Source organism: Pararhizobium sp., assembly GCF_965279435.1.
Classification (GTDB): Bacteria; Pseudomonadota; Alphaproteobacteria; order Rhizobiales; family Rhizobiaceae; genus Pararhizobium.
The window spans coordinates 2,752,968-2,769,640 of record NZ_CBDIHY010000003.1; the positions used below are offsets into that span (position 1 = coordinate 2,752,968).

Sequence of the window (16,673 nt, forward strand, 5' to 3'; positions counted from 1 at the left end):
ACGCCGTATAACAAATGGAGGCGATGATGGCCAAACCTGTTCTGTCCGATCCGATCGCGCTGCGTCTGCCGGTCGATGTGCTGAAAGATATCGAGACGATCGCCGCAACGAGTGAACGATCCCGCAGCTGGGTGATGGTTCGGGCGATGCGGTATTATCTTCTCAACGAGGGTGCCGACATTCTCGAGATCGCGCAAGGTCTGCAGGACGTCAAGGACGGCAAGGTTCATGATATGGACGCTGTCCTGAGTGAGCTTGACCGGCTGGCTGAGGACGACGCTGCCTGATGGATGTGCGGTTCTCCGAACGGGCTCTGGCCTATCTCAAAGCTGAGCAAGCCTACCTTGGCCGTTTCGACAAGCGAGCTGCAAGTGCGACGGCGCGGCAGATAAGGAAGGTTGCGGAAATCCTGGCAGAACATCCACAGGCTGGACAGGCGGTTGCGATCATCCCCGGCGTCAGGCGCTATGTGTCGCCGCCCTATGTCATCGACTATACGGAAACCGGCGGTGCCATCGTCATTTTGGCCATTCGGCACGGACGGCAAAATCCGCGTGTTCCCGATGCGAACGGCGATTCCGACCAGTTCGAGGGTTAACTACGCAATCTTATCAGCGGCTTGTGGCCTGTATCATGCTGCGGATGATTCACCGTGTGAAGTGGTTGATTCAACTTCTCAACGCCCCGTCGCAACCGATTCAAAAGACTCAGAGAATGCTCCAGCTGACGCGACGTCACGTTGTGCATCACCCAGCGGCAGTTGTCTGCGGCCGGGTGAGGACGATGCAATTCCGATAATAGCATCAAGGACTTAACAAATGGCTGATTTTGGCAATGACCCGGGCCTTTGGGCCGCCAAGGGGATCGGTGCTGCGGCCGGGGCTGCGGTGTCTCTGATCTATATGCTGCCGAAGGGTAAGCGCGAGGCTGCCTCGCGCTTTTTCACCGGCCTTTCCTGCGGGCTGATTTTCGGCGGACCGGCGGGCCTGTGGATCGTCACCAAGCTCGATATCGCCGGCAGCCTTTCAGGCGCCGAGGTGATGTTGACCGGCTCGGCGGCATGCAGCCTTCTTGCCTGGTGGGTGATGGGAGCGGCCGTGCGCGTAGCGGAACGGTTTGGCACGCGGCCGGATTAGGTTGGCAGTGCCGCAGGCGCATTTGCCGGCTGTCATCCCGGGCGGATCAAATGTTTCCGCCCGGGTGTGTCGCTGCCGCATCGCATCCTGCGTCAGTCCACGGCCGTCCCTCGAAGACGACCTAGGTCGAGATAGGCCGGGGCCGCCAGCGATCAACCCCGGCTTTGGATAGTTTTGGTGGCAGAGCGCTAACGCTTGGCGGCCGCTTGCCCTTCCACCGCATTTTCAACCATCGGAGAGAGACCCATGACGACCGACAGGATGCCTGTCTGGCGAACGCAGAAGTTTGCCAATCTGACGCTGTCCGGGGTGACCGGGGAGGGCCGGTTTTCCGGCTATGCCAGCATTTTTGGCGAGGTCGATCTCGGCAAGGATGCGATTGCGCCCGGCGCATTCCAGCAATCTCTCACCCGGCGTGGAGCCTCCGGTGTGCGCATGCTGTTCCAACACGACCCCGGCGAGCCGCTGGGTACCTGGAAGACCATCCGCGAGGATGCGCGCGGGCTTTATGTCGAGGGGCTTCTGTCGCCGGGTGTTGCCCGGGCGCAAGGGATTCACATGCTGATGAAGGCGGGCGCGCTCGACGGGCTGTCGATCGGCTTCCAGACCGTGACGGCAAAGACCGACGGCAAGACCGGCGTGCGCCGCATCCTCGAAGCCGATCTCTGGGAAATCTCGATCGTCACCTTTCCGATGCTGCCATCGGCCAGGGTTTCGAACGTCAAGAATGCGCGGTTCTTCCGCGACAAGGAAACGGAGCTCGTGCGCACGATGCGGCGGGCGGCCCGGATGATAAAACTCTCTGACAGAAGGACACATCGATGAGCGAGACGAGCACCATGGCGCAGCAAGGCCGGGCTGCCCCGGAAATCAAGACCGCGCCCGAAACGATGACAGCGGCATTCGAGGATTTCATGGGCGCCTTCGAGGCGTTCAAGGAAACCAATGACCGGCGGCTGGGCGAGCTGGAAAGCAAGCTGACGGCCGATGTTATCACCCGCGACAAGATGGACCGCATTTCGCGCACCATGGACGAGCAGAAACGCGTCATCGACCAGATGATGCTGAAGAAAGCGCGGCCGGCGCTGGGGCGCAGCGGTGAATCCAGCCTGGAGACGATGGAGCACAAGGCGGCGTTTGAAAGCTATATTCGCCGGGGCGACGAGCAGGCGCTGCGTGAGCTGGAGGCCAAGGCATTTTCGACCGGTTCCACCAGCGATGGCGGTTACCTGGTGCCTAATGAGACCGACACGGAAATCGGCAGGCGGCTTTCGGTGGTCTCGCCGATCCGCTCGATGGCAACGGTGCGGCAGGTCTCGGGCGCGGTGCTGAAGAAACCGTTTGCGCTCTCCGGTATGGCGACCGGCTGGGTGGCGGAGACGGCGGCGCGGCCGCAGACCACGACGCCGCAGCTGGCCGAGCTCTCCTTCCCGACCATGGAACTCTACGCCATGCCTGCGGCGACGGCGGCCCTTCTCGACGATGCGGCTGTCGATATCGAGAACTGGATCGCTTCCGAAGTCGATATCGCCTTTGGCGAACAGGAAGGCACGGCCTTCGTTTCCGGCGATGGTACCAACAAGCCGAAGGGCTTTTTGAGCTATACCAATGTGGCGGAGACAAGCTGGAGCTGGGGCAATATCGGCTACATCGCCACGGGAGTTGCCGGTGCTTTCAAGACAAGCGGCCCATCCGACACGCTGATCGACACGATCTACGCGCTGAAGGCCGGGCACCGGCAGAACGCCGCTTTCGTGATGAACCGCAGGACACAGGCCGAGATCCGCAAATTCAAGGATGCCGACGGCAACTATCTCTGGCGTCCGCCGGCAGTGGCCGGGCAGCAGGCCTCGCTGATGGGGTTTCCGATTGCCGAGGCCGAGGACATGCCGGATATCGGCGCCAGCAGCACGTCGATCGCCTTCGGCAACTTTGCCGCCGGTTATCTGGTGGTCGATCGCACCGGGGTGCGGGTGCTGCGCGATCCCTACTCGGCCAAGCCGTATGTGCTGTTTTACACCACCAAACGCGTCGGTGGTGGAGTGCAAAATTTTGAGGCTATCAAGCTGATTAAATTCGCGGCATCTTGAATAAGCGTAAGGCCGCCCTTCCTCAAAGGTGGCAACCATTCGCGCCGGCGGTCTTCCCTGCCGCAGTGCGCGAGGGTGGACGCAGCTCCCCTCCCGCTGCGTCCACCCATTCCATGCCCCAAGCATCCCCATTGGAGAGTTCCATGACCATCACCGAACTGGCGCCGCCGCTCGGCGAGCCGCTGACGCTTGCCGAGACCAAGGCGCATCTGCGTGTTGAAACAAGCGCCGAGGATGCGCTGATCGCCGGGCTGATCCACACCGTGCGCGAGCATCTGGAACGGCAGACCGGGCTTTCGCTGATAAGGCGAACCTTCCGCCTTTATCTCGACGATTGGCCACCGGCGCGGGTGATTCAGATTGGCAGGGGGCCGGTGCAAACGATTGAGGGCATTACGGTTTATGATGCGGCTGGTGCACCCGTCGCCGTCAATGCCGCAGGCTTCGTACTGGACGGGCAGGCACGTCCGGCGCGGCTGATCCTACCCCGGCAACCGGAGCCGGGACGGGTAATCAACGGGATCGAGATCGATTTTTCGGCCGGATTTGGGGCGACCGGTGCGGATGTGCCGGACACGCTGAAGCGGGCGATGCTGTTGCACGCGGCACTGCTTTACGAATTTCGCGGCGCGGTGTCTCCAGACAGCCAGCCGGCGGCGGTGCCTGCCGGTTACGACCGGCTGATTGCCCCTTATTGCCGGCGGGGGCTCTGACGATGGGTGCCATCATTTTCGACCCTGGGCAGCTGTCGGTGCGGCTCGACCTGGAGATGCGCAATGACGCCGGTGATGGCCAGGGTGGCATCGTGCCGGGTTTTGCACTGGTGACCTCGCTCTGGGCGCGGATCGAGCCTGTCGCCATCACCGAAGAGGAGCGGGCGGACGCGGAGATGTTTATTGTGACGCACCGGATCTGGATCCGGTTCCGCGAGGATATCGCGGCCGGTATGCGGTTTCGCAAGGGGACGCGGATTTTTACGGTCCGGGCATGTCATGACCCGGACGAGACGCGGCGCTATCTGGTCTGCCGATGTGCGGAGGATGGGCGATGAGTGCGGCCGGAGCCTTGCAGAAGGCGGTCTTCATAAAACTTGCCGGTGACGCGGCACTGACGGCGCTGATTGGACCAGACGGGGTTCACGATCACCTGCAGACACGATCGCACCGGCCATGCATTGTCATTGCCGGGATCGACAGCCGCGATGCGTCGACGGCGAGCGAGGCGGGGGAAGAACATCTGGTCACGCTGGACGTACGGACGGGCGAAGGCGGGAGCCGGGTCGTGCAGGAGATTGCCGCGCGGGTGCGGATGCTGCTGGACGACGTGCCTCTCGTCCTGGCCGGATTTGTGCTGGTTAGCCTTTTGCACCGGCGCACCAGAATTGGCCGTGATGCCAAGGCCAAGGGGCATGTGGCGGAGATCGAGTTTCGGGCCGTGACGGAGTGAGGATTTTCGCACTGGAAGTGTGAGTTTGTCGGCGTCCGCCTCGGGCGCCTTTTTCGTTTTCCGAGAAGGATGAAGATATGGTGGCGCAGAAGGGGAAGGATCTTCTTTTGAAGATCGACAATGGCGGCTCTTACCTGACGGTGGCGGGGCTGCGCTCGAAACGGCTGGCGTTCAACGCCGAGACGGTGGACGCGACGGACGCGGAATCGGCGGGGCGGTGGCGGGAGTTGCTGGGGGGCGCTGGCGTGCAGCGCGCCTCGGTCTCGGGCGCCGGTATATTCAAGGACCAGAGCTCGGATGTGCTGGTGCGCGCGGCGTTCTTTAACGGCTCGATCCTCAACTGGCAGATCGTCATTCCGGATTTCGGTACGCTGACCGGGCCGTTCCAGGTGACGGCGCTGGAATATTCGGGCCAGTACAACGGCGAGATCCAGTTTGAAACGGCGCTGGAATCGGCCGGTGCCCTGACCTTTGCGGCGCTGTGATGATCGGGCGGAACACCGGGATGACGGGCCGGGCGAACCGGCATCGCGGCGAGGTGGAAGCCGTCATCGGCGGCGAGCGGCGCATCCTCTGCCTGACGCTTGGCAGTCTGGCCGAGCTGGAGACCGCTTTTGCGGCTGACAATCTGATGGAACTGGCAGCGCGGTTTTCGGCCGGGCGGCTGAAGGCGGAAGACATGATCCGGATTTTGAGCGCCGGCCTGCGCGGCGGCGGCAATCTGGTCTCCGACGAGGATGTCGCCGTGATGAGCATCGACGGCGGCATTGCCGGCCTGGCGCGGCTGACCAGTGAACTGCTGGCGGCGACTTTTGGCGCAGCGGAGGATGGCGCAAACCCTTGAGGGCCGCAGCGGGCAATGGCTTGCCGCCTCCGTTTCCGTGGGGGGCGGTGATGCATGCCGGGCTTTGTCTGCTGCGGCTTCCAGCACAGGATTTCTGGTCGATGACGCCGCGCGAGATACAAGCTGCATTCGGCGGGCTGCGGCCATCTGGTGCGGTTCCGGATCGGTCTGGCATTGAAACGCTGATGGCGGCATTTCCGGACTGAGGCGGCGGGTATTCTTTTAAGGAGACAATGATGGAACGTGACGAGATCGGGTTTTCGGCAGCGGCCGATGATGCGGACACCTTGAAGGATGTGCTCGACGATCTGGAGCGGCGGTCGCGCTCGTTCGGCTCGGCGCTAACAGGCGCTCTGGCTTCGGCGATGCGCGGCGGCAAGGGGCTTGAGGATGTGCTGCGTGGTGCCGGATTGCGGCTGACGGAAATTGCGCTTTCGGCGGGCTTGAAGCCGCTCGAGGGGCTGCTCGGATCGGCGATCTCGGGGCTTGCCGGGAGCCTGAGTGGGGCGACCGCTTTCGCCGATGGCGGCGTGCCGGGCAGGGTGACGCCGTTTGCCGCTGGAGGTGTCGTGTCGACGCCGACCTATTTTCCGATGGACGGACAGATGGGGCTGATGGGCGAGGCCGGATCGGAGGCGATCCTGCCGCTGAAACGCGGTTCCGACGGATCGCTGGGCGTGGCGTCTTCCGGTGGCGGAGTGGCGATGAATGTCGTCTTCAATGTGACGGCGTCGGATGTGCAGAGTTTTCGAAAATCGGAAGGGCAGATTGCGGCGATGCTGACGCGGACGGTGGGGCGGGGGCGGCGGGGGCTTTGAGAGCGGAAGAGCTTTTCCGTCGCGATGCCCATCACCCTAAGATCATGTGGGGCGCGCGCTTTGCGATAATTGCGGCCATAGCAGTCGAGGTAGTCAGTTACCTAGCTTTTGCAGAATCCTCTCAGCCAGTTCGGGAACTTCTTCTCGGATTTGGTCTAGGCTGGGTGACGTCACAAGCTGCTTCAAATCGCCATGCAGCAAAGCGGCTACATCCGGCGGAAGGCGATCGACCACCAACAAGAGAGCAAAATATTGGTGGATCGCGTCGCGTCCCTGCAGCACCTTGCGCAAGGCAGGAATTGCACCGGCTCCTGCTGAAACGAGGAAGTCAGCAACCGGCACTGCCACGGGCCAGTTCCCATCGGCAATCCAAGCGATGAGGTCGCCAAGGAACGGGGCAGTTGCCGGAAAGCCCGCCGCCTCAAGCTGCGTCACGGCATCGAGATCAAATTTATCTTCGGGTAATCGCATCTTGTTCCCGCTCCGAAGGCGTCCCTGTCGTGCAGATCGTGCTTCATTGCTTCAAACTGACAGTTCACTTGAATGCCTGCAATGGGAACCGACTGCCCCATCACCCCAAGTTTAAACGTCAATGGCCGCAATGGCCAGTTCGGACGTAGTTGAGCCGTGCAGTCGCGAGAGACAAACCACCATTTGGCCCACCTCTTACGACTTCAGCGTCAGTGTCATTTTGACCATCGTCTTCCCATCCGCAACGTTGGCAAATCTCAAATGCTGCGCGTTCCCCTATAGTCAGGGCATGGCAGCACGGACACGGGAAACGTTCTCGGGAGACCATTGCGGACCTTTTAACATGCTAGGATCGGTTCCCTATCACATCTTTGCCGCACAGTTACCACCCTAGGTGAGTCTGGAAGGTGGCGAACCCACTCCGTCTCGACCGGAGGCCTCCAGTACAACGACTGGCGCTCTTCCCCTGAGCTATGGGTCGCCGATAGCGAACGTATCAGATAACACATCACCCAAGCAACTACTGCGGGTTCATCAGATCGTCAGGATCGAACTTATAGCCAGCACTGAGGTTTCTTTTCGCGCATTCGGAATGTGCCTGAAATTCCTGAGAAGGTTGAAGGTTTTCAACAAACCAGAGATTAGTGACCCGAATGTACACGGCTTTGACGTCGTGCTCCTCAATAGTTTCTTTGCAAAACCAGCAGGCATAGTCGCTCATGCGCTCTTCCCAAAATTCCTCGACAAAAAGCTCAGCGGAGACCGGAAGCGGCTATTAAAACTAGAGCCTTGGTTGGTTCAAGGGGTGACCGCGAAATATAAGGACACCCCCTCACCCTCAGAGAATGTGGTGGGGAAAAGAGGGTAATGTCACTTAAAAACGATCAAGAAGAGGCTGTCCTGTTTCACGTTTGAACGGATGAAAACACAAGCCGCATCTGCATCTTCCTCAAGATCTCGGGTAACATCAGGGGCCATTGTGAAGTCCGCGATGGCTTCCAAGTCCAGCACATAAGCCCCCTGACGAAGAAAAAGCCTTTCCACTCCAAGCACCCTCAGGCCAGCGCGTTTGCAGTCTTGAATGAAAGCGATCGCCTCTTCGGGGGGCAAAGGGTCTGTTTCCATGTCCAAACTCCGTCAAACAAGACGACTATTCTCTTGCCTACTCAATCTCTGCGTTGCAATGCCTATGACCGCAATCGGCCGAAGACAGAATCCCCGCTGCAAAGCTTTCTAGTGTTTACCGGAGCCCTCAGCATCGGTGACGGGGAATGATCAAGGTCGTTGCCTCCGAATAGGCGGAGAGTGATCGATAGAGGTCGTGACCCGTTCATTCGCTTCACCTAGGGGCCAAGATAGCCGATGGACGGGCGAGCAACAAACGCCGCCGCCCATGCAGCAATCCCTGAACTTTCCCCGCCAACCGATTCAACACACAACGGAAAACATCATGCCAACAGGATTTCATGAGGTCCGGTTTCCTCTGCGTTTGGCTTTAGGGACGAGTGGCGGGCCGGTCAGGCGGACGGATATTGTCAGTCTTTCGAACGGGCGGGAGAACCGCAACCGGCGCTGGCGCGATGCGCGCCGGCATTATGACGCCGGATCGGGGATCAAGTCGCTCAGCGATCTCTATGCCGTGCTGGAGTTTTTCGAGGCGCGGGCCGGGCAGCTTTACGGGTTCCGGTTTCGTGATCCCGTCGATTTCAAATCCTGTGCGCCGGGTGGAGCGGTCAGTGCCAATGATCAGCTCGTTGGAACGGGAGATGGCGCAACAGCCCTGTTCCAGTTGGCGAAGACCTATGGCGATGCGGGTGGCGCCAGCGTGCGCGAGATCGCCAAGCCGGTCCTGGGCACTGTGGTGATTTCGGTTGGCGGGGTTTTGGCAGCACCGGCCGATTTTACGCTCGATGCGGCAAGTGGGCGGGTGACGTTTCTGCCTTCGAAAATTCCGGCAAACGGCGCCGCCGTAAAGGCGGGCTTCGAATTTGACGTGCCGGTGCGCTTCGATACCGACCGGATCGATGTGGATCTGGGGCAGTTCCAGGCCGGGCGCATTCCGTCCATTCCTCTGGTGGAGATTAAGCCATGAGAACGCTCACCGCAGCGCTTGCTGAACACCTGAACGGCGACGCGACGACGATGTGCCATTGCTGGCGCGTGACGCGGCGCGATGGGGTGGTGCTCGGCTTTACCGAGCATGATCATGATCTGCGCTTCGATGGCACCGATTTCTGGGCGGCTAGCGGCTTCCAGGCGGCCGACAGCGAGGCGGCAAGCGGGCTTTCCGTCGAGGCCGGCGAGGTAACCGGCGGGTTTTCCAGCGCCGCGATCAGCGAGGCGGATGTGATTGCCGGACGCTATGACGGCGCCAGGGTCGAGGTATTCCAGGTAAACTGGCAGGCGCCGGACCAGCGCATTCTGCTGCGCGTGCAGGAGATCGGCGATGTCGTGCGCGCGGGCGGCGCCTTTCGCGCCGAGCTGCGGCGGCTGACGCATCGGCTGGATCAGGTGCAGGGCCGGATTTACGGGCGGCGTTGCGATGCCGTGCTGGGCGATGGACGGTGCAAGGTGAATTTGAGCAATCCAGCCTACCGGGGCAGTGGCACGATCGCAGTTGTTCTGGGAGAGGCGCGGATACGGGTGACCGGGCTTGGTGCAGCGGTGGCGGGGTTTTACCGGTATGGCATGTTCCGGTTCGTTGGTGGTGCGAATGCCGGGCATGTCTGCGACATCGAGGATCATCGCAAGGACGCTGACGGGGTCACGCTTTCCCTGTGGCTACCGCCGCCTTTGCCGCTGGCGGTGGGAGATGCATTCACGGTAACGGCGGGCTGCGACAAGAGCTTTGGCACCTGTGGCGGGACATTTGCAAACCGGCTGAATTTCCAAGGATTTCCGCATATGCCGGGGACGGATTTTGCCTTCGGTTATGCGGATGGCGATGCGGTGCATGATGGGCGGGCATTGTATGAGTGACGATCGCGCGGAGGGCCATTTGGTTGGTTCGGAGGCTGCGTTCCCCCTCATCCGGCCCTGCGGGCCACCTTCTCCCCGATGGGGAGAAGAGAGAGATCAGGTCGCTGGCTTTGCGGGGCAGATCGTCAAGACGGCGCGGAGCTGGATCGGGACACCGTACCGGCATCAGGCAAGCCTGAAGGCGGTCGGTTGCGATTGTCTGGGGTTGGTGCGGGGTGTGTGGCGGGAAACTTATGGTTCCGAGCCGGAATTGCCGCCGGCCTATCAGCCGGATTGGGCCGAGCGCAGCGGTGAGGACCGGTTGCGCGAGGCGGCGCGACGGTATTTTGGGGCGCAGTTTACGGTGGCGGAGATGCGGCCGGGCGATCTGCTGTTGTTTTGCTGGCGGCCCGATTTGCCGGCCAAGCATGCGGGAATTCTCAGCAGCCAAGACCGTTTCATCCATGCCTATGAGCAGGCGGCGGTGATCGAGTCGGCACTGGTGCCGTCCTGGCGTCGGCGGGTTGCCGGTGTGTTCCGTTTTCCCGAGAAGGTCTGACGATTATGGCAACCATTCTTCTGCAGGCGGCCGGGGCAGCACTCGGTAGCGTGTTCGGTCCGGTTGGTGCAGCGCTTGGCCGGGCCGCCGGAGCGCTGGCCGGATCGGTCATCGACCGCTCGATCATCAACGGCATGACGACGGTTTCCGGCGCCCGGCTGGGCGATGCGCGCATACCCGGTGCCGAGGACGGCACGGCGATCACCCGCGCCTATGGCACGGTGCGCATCGGCGGCACGCTGATCTGGGCGACCCGGTTCGAGGAGGAAGTACGGGTCGAGCGGCAGGGCGGCAAGGCGAGTGGGCCGCGGGTCGAGACGTTTCGCTACTGTGCCAATTTTGCCCTTGGGATCTGCGAGGGCGAGATTGCCTGCGTGCGCCGGGTGTGGGCGGACGGGCGGGAACTGGATCTGACCGGTGTGGAGATGCGGATATATCGCGGCACGGCCGGTCAATTGCCCGATCCGTTGATCGAGGCCAAGCAGGGGGTGGGCAAGGCACCGGCCTACCGGGGGCTCGCCTATGCCGTGTTCGAGCGCTTGCCGCTGGATGGTTATGGCAACCGGATTCCAGTGATCAAGTTCGAGGTCTTGCGGCCGGTCGGTGCGCTGGAAAGGCAGATTCGGGCGATGACGATCATTCCGGGCTCCAGCGAACACGGCTATGATCCGGGCGTCGTCAAGGAAGAAACAGGGGCCGGTGCGAGCCGGTTGATCAATCGCAACATTTTCCACGCCAGTTCCGATTGGCGTGCTTCGATCGATGAATTGCAGGCTTTGTGCCCGAACCTCGAGCGGGTGGCGCTGGTGGTATCGTGGTTAGGGACGGATTTGAGGGCAGGCCAATGCCGGATAGTGCCCGGCGTCGAGACGCCGGTACGGCAGGGAGAAAGCCGGCCCTGGTCGGTGTCGGGGATTTCGCGCGGGAGTGCGCGGCTGATCAGCCAGAATGGCGGCGGCCCGGCCTATGGCGGTACGCCGGGTGATGCAAGCGTGGTCGCGGCGATCGCCGATCTGAAAGCGCGGGGGCTAAAAGTCGATCTCTATCCTTTCGTGATGATGGACATTGCAGCCGGTAACACGCTGCCCAATCCCTATGGCGGCACGGGGCAGCCTGCCTACCCGTGGCGGGGGCGGATTACCGCGCATCCGGCCCCCGGGCTTGCTGTCGTCCGTCAGATTCCCTTTCGCAAACGTCAGAGTCCCGTTCCATTTTCAATCAAAACGAGTATTTGTCGATGGGGAAATCGCCATTTGGTAGAAAACTGAGGGTTTTTAGACCAAGTTTCCGCCCGACGTCTTACAAAGCGGCTGGCGGAGCTGATTCGTGACTTGCGCTAAGCGACCCGATCCATGAGCCGCATTCGTAATGAGATCGCGGTCATTTCGGCAATCCAGCCTCGAAAAGCCAAAAAAACGTTCAAAACAACGAAAATAAATCCGGACTGCTCTTAACTCCGCGTTAACCCGGCTCCGTTAGAGGGCCGAATCGACGACGCCTGCCGTCTCGTTCTCCGTAAGAGCGTCGTATTCGATAGGGAAATAGGAAGGTTTACCCAAACTCAGTTTGCTCATCGCGTCATCGACGTCGGTGTAGATGCTCAACTTGTCCGGGAAGTCATCGTACTGTAGCGAACCCCAGATGCTATCGCATCCGACACCAAAATCAGCAATATTGTGTTGAATCATCAATGCTAACTTGCTGACTATCTTGAATAAGACGTTCAGCGTCGGATAATTTTTCCCGGATCGATAACGGTTGTAATTCAAGACCTCATTTCTTAGGAATCGACCTTCAGTTGTTGGTTTCCACTCAGAACTGAGCCGGTTAGACGCATAATTTCCATTGAGAATTGAGCCATGTGACCTTCCCCCCAACGCGGTGAGCGACGGGGGCAACGGAGTGATCCACATGGGACTTTTAAACATCATCCGTCGGATGAAGCTGCGCGAGAAGCAGTCGATCCGCGAGATCAGTCGGCATACCGGTTTGTCGCGCAATACGATTGCGAAGTATTTGAACGCTGGCACGATCGAGCCGACGTTCACGGTACCGGAGCGACCGAGCAAGCTTGATCCTTTTGCCGACAAACTGGCGGCCTGGCTGAAGACCGAGGCCGGGAGGTCGCGCAAGCAGCGCCGAACGCTGAAGCAGCTTCATGCCGATCTGGTGGTTCTCGGCTTTACCGGCTCCTATGGTCGGGTCGCTGCCTTTGCCCGTGAGTGGCGGGTTGAGCAGCAGACGACTGGCCGCGGCATATTCGTTCCGCTGTCTTTCCGTGCAGGCGAAGCATTCCAATTCGATTGGAGTGAAGATTATGCCGTGATCGGCGGCGAGCGCACCAAGCTTCAGGTCGCACACATCAAGCTATCGCACAGTCGGGCGTTTCTGGTCAGAGCCTACCTGCTGCAGACGCACGAGATGCTGTTCGATGCTCACTGGCACGGGTTCCGTGTGTTTGGCGGCGTACCTGGTCGCGGCATCTACGACAACATGAAGACCGCGGTCGATCGTGTTGGCCGCGGCAAGGAGCGACAGGTCAACGTCCGCTTCCAGGCGATGACGAACCACTACGTTTTTGCGCCCGAGTTCTGCAATCCTGCCGCAGGCTGGGAGAAGGGGCAGGTCGAGAAGAACGTTCAGGATGCCCGACCACGTTTGTGGCAACAGATGCCGGACTTTCCAGATCTGGCGGCGTTGAATATCTGGCTGGAACAGCATTGCCAGGACCTGTGGCGAGAGACGGCGCATGGCACCTTGTCCGGTACGATTGCAGATGTCTGGGCTGATGAGCGGGCAGCATTGATGGCATTGCCTAACGCATTTGACGGCTTCGTCGAGCAGAGCAAGCGCGTCTCGCCGACATGCCTGATCACCTTCGAGCGCAATCGTTACAGCGTGCCTGCGTCTTTTGCGAACCGGCCCGTCAGCCTGAGGATTTATCCCGAGCGACTGGTCGTTGCGGCCGAGGGCAATATCCTCTGCGAACATCCGCGGATCATAGAACGCAGCCACGACAAACCACCACGGACGATTTATGACTGGCGGCATTACCTTGCCGTCATCCAGCGCAAGCCCGGTGCTTTGCGCAATGGCGCACCCTTCCTGGAATTGCCGCCGGGCTTTCGACAACTGCAGGATCAGATGCTTCGCCGCCCCGGTGGTGATCGGGAGATGGCCGACATCCTCGCTCTGGTTCTTCATCACGACGAACAGGTTGTCGTCAGGGCTGTGGAACTGGCTCTGGATCAAGGCGTGGCGACCAAGACGCATGTGCTGAACCTGCTGCATCGGTTGATCGACGGCAAGACGACAGACGGTCCCGATATCGACACGCCACAGGCGCTAACCTTGCTGCGTGAACCCAAGGCCAATGTAGAACGCTATGACGGTCTGCGGGTCCGGATCGTAGGAGGTCGTCATGCGTCATGATCCTGCCAGCGCCGCCGTCGTCATCATGCTGCGTAGCCTGAAGATGTATGGCATGTCTCAAGCCGTCACGGACCTGATCGAGCAAGGCGCTCCAGCGTTTGATGCCGCCGTGCCGATCCTGTCCCAATTGCTGAAAGCCGAAATGGCCGAACGCGAGGTCCGCTCCATCGCCTATCATATGAAGGCTGCTCGCTTCCCGGCCTACAAGGACATCTCCGGATACGACTTCGCCGCCAGCGAGATCAACGAAGCGACGGTGCGCCAACTAAACCGATGCGAGTTCATCGACGGAGCGCAGAATATCGTGCTTGTCGGCGGACCGGGTACAGGCAAAACGCATGTCGCGACCGCCCTCGGTGTCCAGGCAATCGAGCATCATCGCCGAAAGGTCCGCTTCTTCTCAACAATTGAATTGGTCAATGCGCTCGAGCAGGAGAAGGCCAAAGGCAGAGCAGGCCAGATCGCTGAGACGCTGGTTCGCCTCGATCTGCTGATCCTCGACGAACTCGGATATCTTCCGTTCAGTGCCTCAGGCGGAGCACTGCTCTTCCACCTGCTGAGCAAGCTATATGAACGCACCAGCGTCATCATCACCACCAACCTCAGCTTCAGCGAATGGGCCACCGTCTTTGGCGATGCCAAGATGACCACAGCTCTGCTCGACCGTTTGACCCATCGTTGCCATATCCTTGAAACCGGGAACGACAGCTTCCGCTTCAAAGCCAGCTCGGCCGCAGCAGCGCAAAAGAGAGGAGAAAAAGCCAGTCACTTGACCAGAGCCTGATCAAAAAACCATACTTAGAGGTGGCTCACTTCTCGGTGGAAAAACCGGCTCAGTTCCGCGTGAAAACCAACAGGTAACTCTGTGTCGTGTCTCGTACAAGCGACGTAGAGGTTTATAAAGTAGCCATAACGCAACGCACGTCGAGGCGGCCTCATTCGTATTCCATTCGATCTTCGGACTCACCCACTCGGTGTTAAGCGACATAGGAACATGTGCGCTACTCTAAGGAACTATTCGTCATTTTAAAGATTTAGGGCGGATGGAAAAAGCAGAATTCGAAAAGCTCGCGATACCGATCGCACTTGTCGTGGATGACGAACCCTTGATCCTCATGGATACCGCCGACATGCTCGCAGACGAGGGATATGCCGTCGTCGAAGCCACGACTGCCGACAAGGCATATGAATTCCTCAACCGGCATTCTTCGCTCCAGCTCCTTGTAACGGACGTGCAGATGCCTGGCGAACTAGACGGTTTCGACCTTGCCCGTGTCGTTGCGGAACGTTGGCCCCACATATGCGTCGTCATCGCCTCCGGAGCAGCCGTGCCTGCTGCAGGGGACGTACCCCAAAACGCCACCTTCATTTCAAAGCCGTTGACCCCGGAACTGGTCCATCAGCTCCTTCGAAAGCACTGCGACCACATCAATTCCGCCAAGATGCAATGACTACTGAAAGCGCCAGACCAATGACGACCCGATACTTTTTCGACATCCATAACGGCGACGGTCAGATGACTGACGATGTCGGCATGCTGATTTCATCAAAGGCAGACTTGCCGAGAGAGGTCGCTCGGATCATGTCGGATATCGCGAGAGACGAGCTTCCCTATGACGAGCATCGCGGGATAGTAACCGTGAAAGTCAGAGACGGCGACGGCAAGTCCATCTCTGTCGGATCGCTAACATTCACTTACGAAGTGACGGCCGATTGACCGCTAAGTTAGTGCTCACGCATATCGATCTGAAAATGATGAAATCGATGCCAGGGTGCGATCCATTTAACGCGTCTTGACTTCTTGAAATACGGGCCAGACAATCAACATCATAGTTGATTGGAAGTAATGAAATGGACGGCGGTCAAGGCCCTTTGCAACGACTCACTTTTGCATCAGCTGGGAGCGCAGCAATTCTCATTGGCCTGTCCTTCGTCTCGTATTTTCAAGAGAAAATGGCCGATCAATTGTTCAGAATAGGCTGTCTTTTCATAATCCCGGCTGCCCTTGGGGTGGTAGTATACCTTGTCATTATCATCGGTAACACCTAGCTGAGAGGAAGAGCCGCCCCATCAACCCTCGCTCGAGTTTCAAATAGCCATTTCGATGCTAACTAATCACGGTCAGTAAGGAGGCCGCGCTCGTGCTTGGCGCGCGCCATGACTGGCTCGTCGCTCGGAGGGGTATATGGTATGCGCAATTGCGCTAAATTTGCTGTCAAGCGTAGGAGATGAAGAAAGCGATCCCAATCACAAAAGCCACAGCAACCACTAAAGCGAGAAGAATTACGTTTATCAACGGCGTACTAAAGCGATTTACTTCAATCTCAATCATGATTTGGTCGATAAATTTTAGCTCCTTATTTTTTTCCTTTGTGAGGACGCCAAATATTACCTCCTGATACAGGTGAAGAAGCTCATGGGTTCTTACGCTATTCCAAGTGCCGCCTACGAGAATGACCCGGCTGCCATCCCTAGAATAGCAAATGTACGGGCTTCTTCCCCAAGATTTCCGGTATTGCTCCACATGCTTCAGCTTGTCCTCGAACTTAGCTCGCCATGAAGCCCTCTCCGCCGTCGTGATCTTACGGCGTTGTATCAGATAGTCCTCGTATTTCTCGACGTTAATCCAAAACTCGTCAGGTAAAGAAAACGGTACCTTGTTCTCTGGAGGCGGATCGGGTCGGTCGCGAACAAGAACTTTACCGCCAATTACAATCATCACCACAAGAATCAAGACTACTATTATGAAGATCATTTGCCGCTGCCGCTTGCCATTAAAGTTCAGCATTCCTAGCAGGTTAGTGGTTGCGCCGAGCTAAATGAACGTGATTAACTGCGGCCTGCACTGTTGGTAGACGCCACACAGGCGTGCATGCTTACCGAAACGACAACTTAGCTCTCCAACCCTCGCCTTGTGGT

The 16,673-nt window shown here is 59.3% G+C and carries 25 protein-coding genes and 1 pseudogene; 20 read left to right on the forward strand and 6 right to left on the reverse strand.

The window, feature by feature from the left end:
• The first annotated feature begins 26 nt into the window (after window positions 1–26).
• The 12 genes from ACQY8Q_RS18940 (at window position 27) to ACQY8Q_RS18995 (ending at window position 6,334) form a co-directional block, all read left to right on the forward strand.
• Window positions 27–287, forward strand: coding sequence for a CopG family ribbon-helix-helix protein (locus ACQY8Q_RS18940; RefSeq protein WP_428427985.1), 261 nt, complete (start codon window positions 27–29; stop codon window positions 285–287).
• Window positions 287–598, forward strand: a complete 312-nt coding sequence (locus ACQY8Q_RS18945) for a type II toxin-antitoxin system RelE/ParE family toxin (RefSeq protein WP_428427986.1) — start codon at window positions 287–289, stop codon at window positions 596–598. Before ACQY8Q_RS18940 ends, ACQY8Q_RS18945 begins: the two co-directional genes overlap by 1 nt.
• Before the next feature lie 220 nt (window positions 599–818).
• Complete coding sequence (locus ACQY8Q_RS18950; RefSeq protein WP_428427987.1) at window positions 819–1,136, forward strand: DUF6107 family protein; 318 nt, start codon at window positions 819–821, stop codon at window positions 1,134–1,136.
• 246 nt (window positions 1,137–1,382) lie between these two features.
• Window positions 1,383–1,961 (forward strand): HK97 family phage prohead protease, encoded by a 579-nt coding sequence (locus ACQY8Q_RS18955; protein ID WP_428427988.1) that lies wholly within the window; start codon window positions 1,383–1,385, stop codon window positions 1,959–1,961.
• Window positions 1,958–3,226: a phage major capsid protein gene (locus tag ACQY8Q_RS18960; protein ID WP_428427989.1), complete on the forward strand. Its 1,269-nt coding sequence runs from the start codon at window positions 1,958–1,960 to the stop codon at window positions 3,224–3,226. Before ACQY8Q_RS18955 ends, ACQY8Q_RS18960 begins: the two co-directional genes overlap by 4 nt.
• A gap of 143 nt (window positions 3,227–3,369) precedes the next feature.
• Entirely contained in the window at window positions 3,370–3,939 is a 570-nt protein-coding gene (locus tag ACQY8Q_RS18965) for a head-tail connector protein (protein ID WP_428427990.1), read from the forward strand.
• A 2-nt stretch (window positions 3,940–3,941) separates the two neighbouring features.
• Window positions 3,942–4,277 carry a phage head closure protein gene (locus ACQY8Q_RS18970; RefSeq protein ID WP_428427991.1) on the forward strand — a complete coding sequence of 112 codons (336 nt, stop codon included), beginning with the start codon at window positions 3,942–3,944 and terminating at the stop codon, window positions 4,275–4,277.
• On the forward strand, window positions 4,274–4,672 hold the full coding sequence (locus ACQY8Q_RS18975; RefSeq protein WP_428427992.1) for a DUF3168 domain-containing protein: 399 nt from the start codon (window positions 4,274–4,276) through the stop codon (window positions 4,670–4,672). Before ACQY8Q_RS18970 ends, ACQY8Q_RS18975 begins: the two co-directional genes overlap by 4 nt.
• 77 nt (window positions 4,673–4,749) lie before the next feature.
• Window positions 4,750–5,157, forward strand: coding sequence for a phage major tail protein, TP901-1 family (locus ACQY8Q_RS18980; protein ID WP_428427993.1), 408 nt, complete (start codon window positions 4,750–4,752; stop codon window positions 5,155–5,157).
• A gap of 20 nt (window positions 5,158–5,177) precedes the next feature.
• Window positions 5,178–5,516 carry a gene transfer agent family protein gene (locus ACQY8Q_RS18985; protein ID WP_428427994.1) on the forward strand — a complete coding sequence of 113 codons (339 nt, stop codon included), beginning with the start codon at window positions 5,178–5,180 and terminating at the stop codon, window positions 5,514–5,516.
• Between the two features lie 20 nt (window positions 5,517–5,536).
• The gene (locus ACQY8Q_RS18990; protein ID WP_428427995.1) at window positions 5,537–5,722 is read left to right on the forward strand and encodes a rcc01693 family protein; all 186 of its coding nucleotides are present in this window, start codon (window positions 5,537–5,539) and stop codon (window positions 5,720–5,722) included.
• A 30-nt stretch (window positions 5,723–5,752) separates the two neighbouring features.
• Complete coding sequence (locus ACQY8Q_RS18995; protein ID WP_428427996.1) at window positions 5,753–6,334, forward strand: phage tail tape measure protein; 582 nt, start codon at window positions 5,753–5,755, stop codon at window positions 6,332–6,334.
• A gap of 93 nt (window positions 6,335–6,427) precedes the next feature.
• Here the strand turns inward: ACQY8Q_RS18995 and ACQY8Q_RS19000 are convergent, their stop codons facing one another.
• From ACQY8Q_RS19000 to ACQY8Q_RS19015, 4 genes are all read right to left on the reverse strand, one after another.
• Window positions 6,428–6,805: a DUF5071 domain-containing protein gene (locus ACQY8Q_RS19000; protein ID WP_428427997.1), complete on the reverse strand. Its 378-nt coding sequence runs from the start codon at window positions 6,803–6,805 to the stop codon at window positions 6,428–6,430.
• Window positions 6,806–6,923: 118 nt separating this feature from the next.
• Window positions 6,924–7,133, reverse strand: coding sequence for a CPCC family cysteine-rich protein (locus ACQY8Q_RS19005; RefSeq protein ID WP_428427998.1), 210 nt, complete (start codon window positions 7,131–7,133; stop codon window positions 6,924–6,926).
• 192 nt (window positions 7,134–7,325) lie between these two features.
• Window positions 7,326–7,526, reverse strand: a complete 201-nt coding sequence (locus ACQY8Q_RS19010) for a hypothetical protein (protein WP_428427999.1) — start codon at window positions 7,524–7,526, stop codon at window positions 7,326–7,328.
• Window positions 7,527–7,675: 149 nt separating this feature from the next.
• Complete coding sequence (locus ACQY8Q_RS19015; protein WP_428428000.1) at window positions 7,676–7,930, reverse strand: hypothetical protein; 255 nt, start codon at window positions 7,928–7,930, stop codon at window positions 7,676–7,678.
• A gap of 325 nt (window positions 7,931–8,255) precedes the next feature.
• Here ACQY8Q_RS19015 and ACQY8Q_RS19020 point away from each other — a divergent pair, with 325 nt between their 5' ends.
• The 4 genes and pseudogenes from ACQY8Q_RS19020 to ACQY8Q_RS19035 all read left to right on the forward strand — a co-directional run.
• Complete coding sequence (locus tag ACQY8Q_RS19020) at window positions 8,256–8,897, forward strand: phage distal tail protein, Rcc01695 family (RefSeq protein ID WP_428428001.1); 642 nt, start codon at window positions 8,256–8,258, stop codon at window positions 8,895–8,897.
• The gene (locus tag ACQY8Q_RS19025) at window positions 8,894–9,784 is read left to right on the forward strand and encodes a DUF2163 domain-containing protein (RefSeq protein WP_428428002.1); all 891 of its coding nucleotides are present in this window, start codon (window positions 8,894–8,896) and stop codon (window positions 9,782–9,784) included. Before ACQY8Q_RS19020 ends, ACQY8Q_RS19025 begins: the two co-directional genes overlap by 4 nt.
• Window positions 9,777–10,322 (forward strand): NlpC/P60 family protein, encoded by a 546-nt coding sequence (locus tag ACQY8Q_RS19030; RefSeq protein WP_428428003.1) that lies wholly within the window; start codon window positions 9,777–9,779, stop codon window positions 10,320–10,322. Before ACQY8Q_RS19025 ends, ACQY8Q_RS19030 begins: the two co-directional genes overlap by 8 nt.
• Window positions 10,323–10,327: 5 nt before the next feature.
• Window positions 10,328–11,488: pseudogene (locus ACQY8Q_RS19035) on the forward strand (baseplate multidomain protein megatron); the annotation flags it as partial.
• A gap of 309 nt (window positions 11,489–11,797) precedes the next feature.
• Here ACQY8Q_RS19035 and ACQY8Q_RS19040 read toward each other — a convergent pair.
• Entirely contained in the window at window positions 11,798–12,091 is a 294-nt protein-coding gene (locus ACQY8Q_RS19040) for a hypothetical protein (RefSeq protein WP_428428004.1), read from the reverse strand.
• Between the two features lie 142 nt (window positions 12,092–12,233).
• Between ACQY8Q_RS19040 and istA the strand changes: the two genes are divergently transcribed.
• The 4 genes from istA to ACQY8Q_RS19060 all read left to right on the forward strand — a co-directional run bounded on the left by istA (window position 12,234) and on the right by ACQY8Q_RS19060 (window position 15,471).
• The gene (istA, locus tag ACQY8Q_RS19045) at window positions 12,234–13,754 is read left to right on the forward strand and encodes an IS21 family transposase (RefSeq protein WP_428423463.1); all 1,521 of its coding nucleotides are present in this window, start codon (window positions 12,234–12,236) and stop codon (window positions 13,752–13,754) included.
• The gene (istB, locus tag ACQY8Q_RS19050) at window positions 13,744–14,538 is read left to right on the forward strand and encodes an IS21-like element helper ATPase IstB (RefSeq protein WP_428423465.1); all 795 of its coding nucleotides are present in this window, start codon (window positions 13,744–13,746) and stop codon (window positions 14,536–14,538) included. Before istA ends, istB begins: the two co-directional genes overlap by 11 nt.
• Before the next feature lie 259 nt (window positions 14,539–14,797).
• Window positions 14,798–15,205, forward strand: coding sequence for a response regulator (locus ACQY8Q_RS19055; RefSeq protein WP_428428005.1), 408 nt, complete (start codon window positions 14,798–14,800; stop codon window positions 15,203–15,205).
• Between the two features lie 20 nt (window positions 15,206–15,225).
• Window positions 15,226–15,471: a DUF6894 family protein gene (locus tag ACQY8Q_RS19060; protein ID WP_428428006.1), complete on the forward strand. Its 246-nt coding sequence runs from the start codon at window positions 15,226–15,228 to the stop codon at window positions 15,469–15,471.
• A gap of 498 nt (window positions 15,472–15,969) precedes the next feature.
• Here the strand turns inward: ACQY8Q_RS19060 and ACQY8Q_RS19065 are convergent, their stop codons facing one another.
• Window positions 15,970–16,542: a hypothetical protein gene (locus ACQY8Q_RS19065; RefSeq protein ID WP_428428007.1), complete on the reverse strand. Its 573-nt coding sequence runs from the start codon at window positions 16,540–16,542 to the stop codon at window positions 15,970–15,972.
• Window positions 16,543–16,673: the final 131 nt, after the last annotated feature.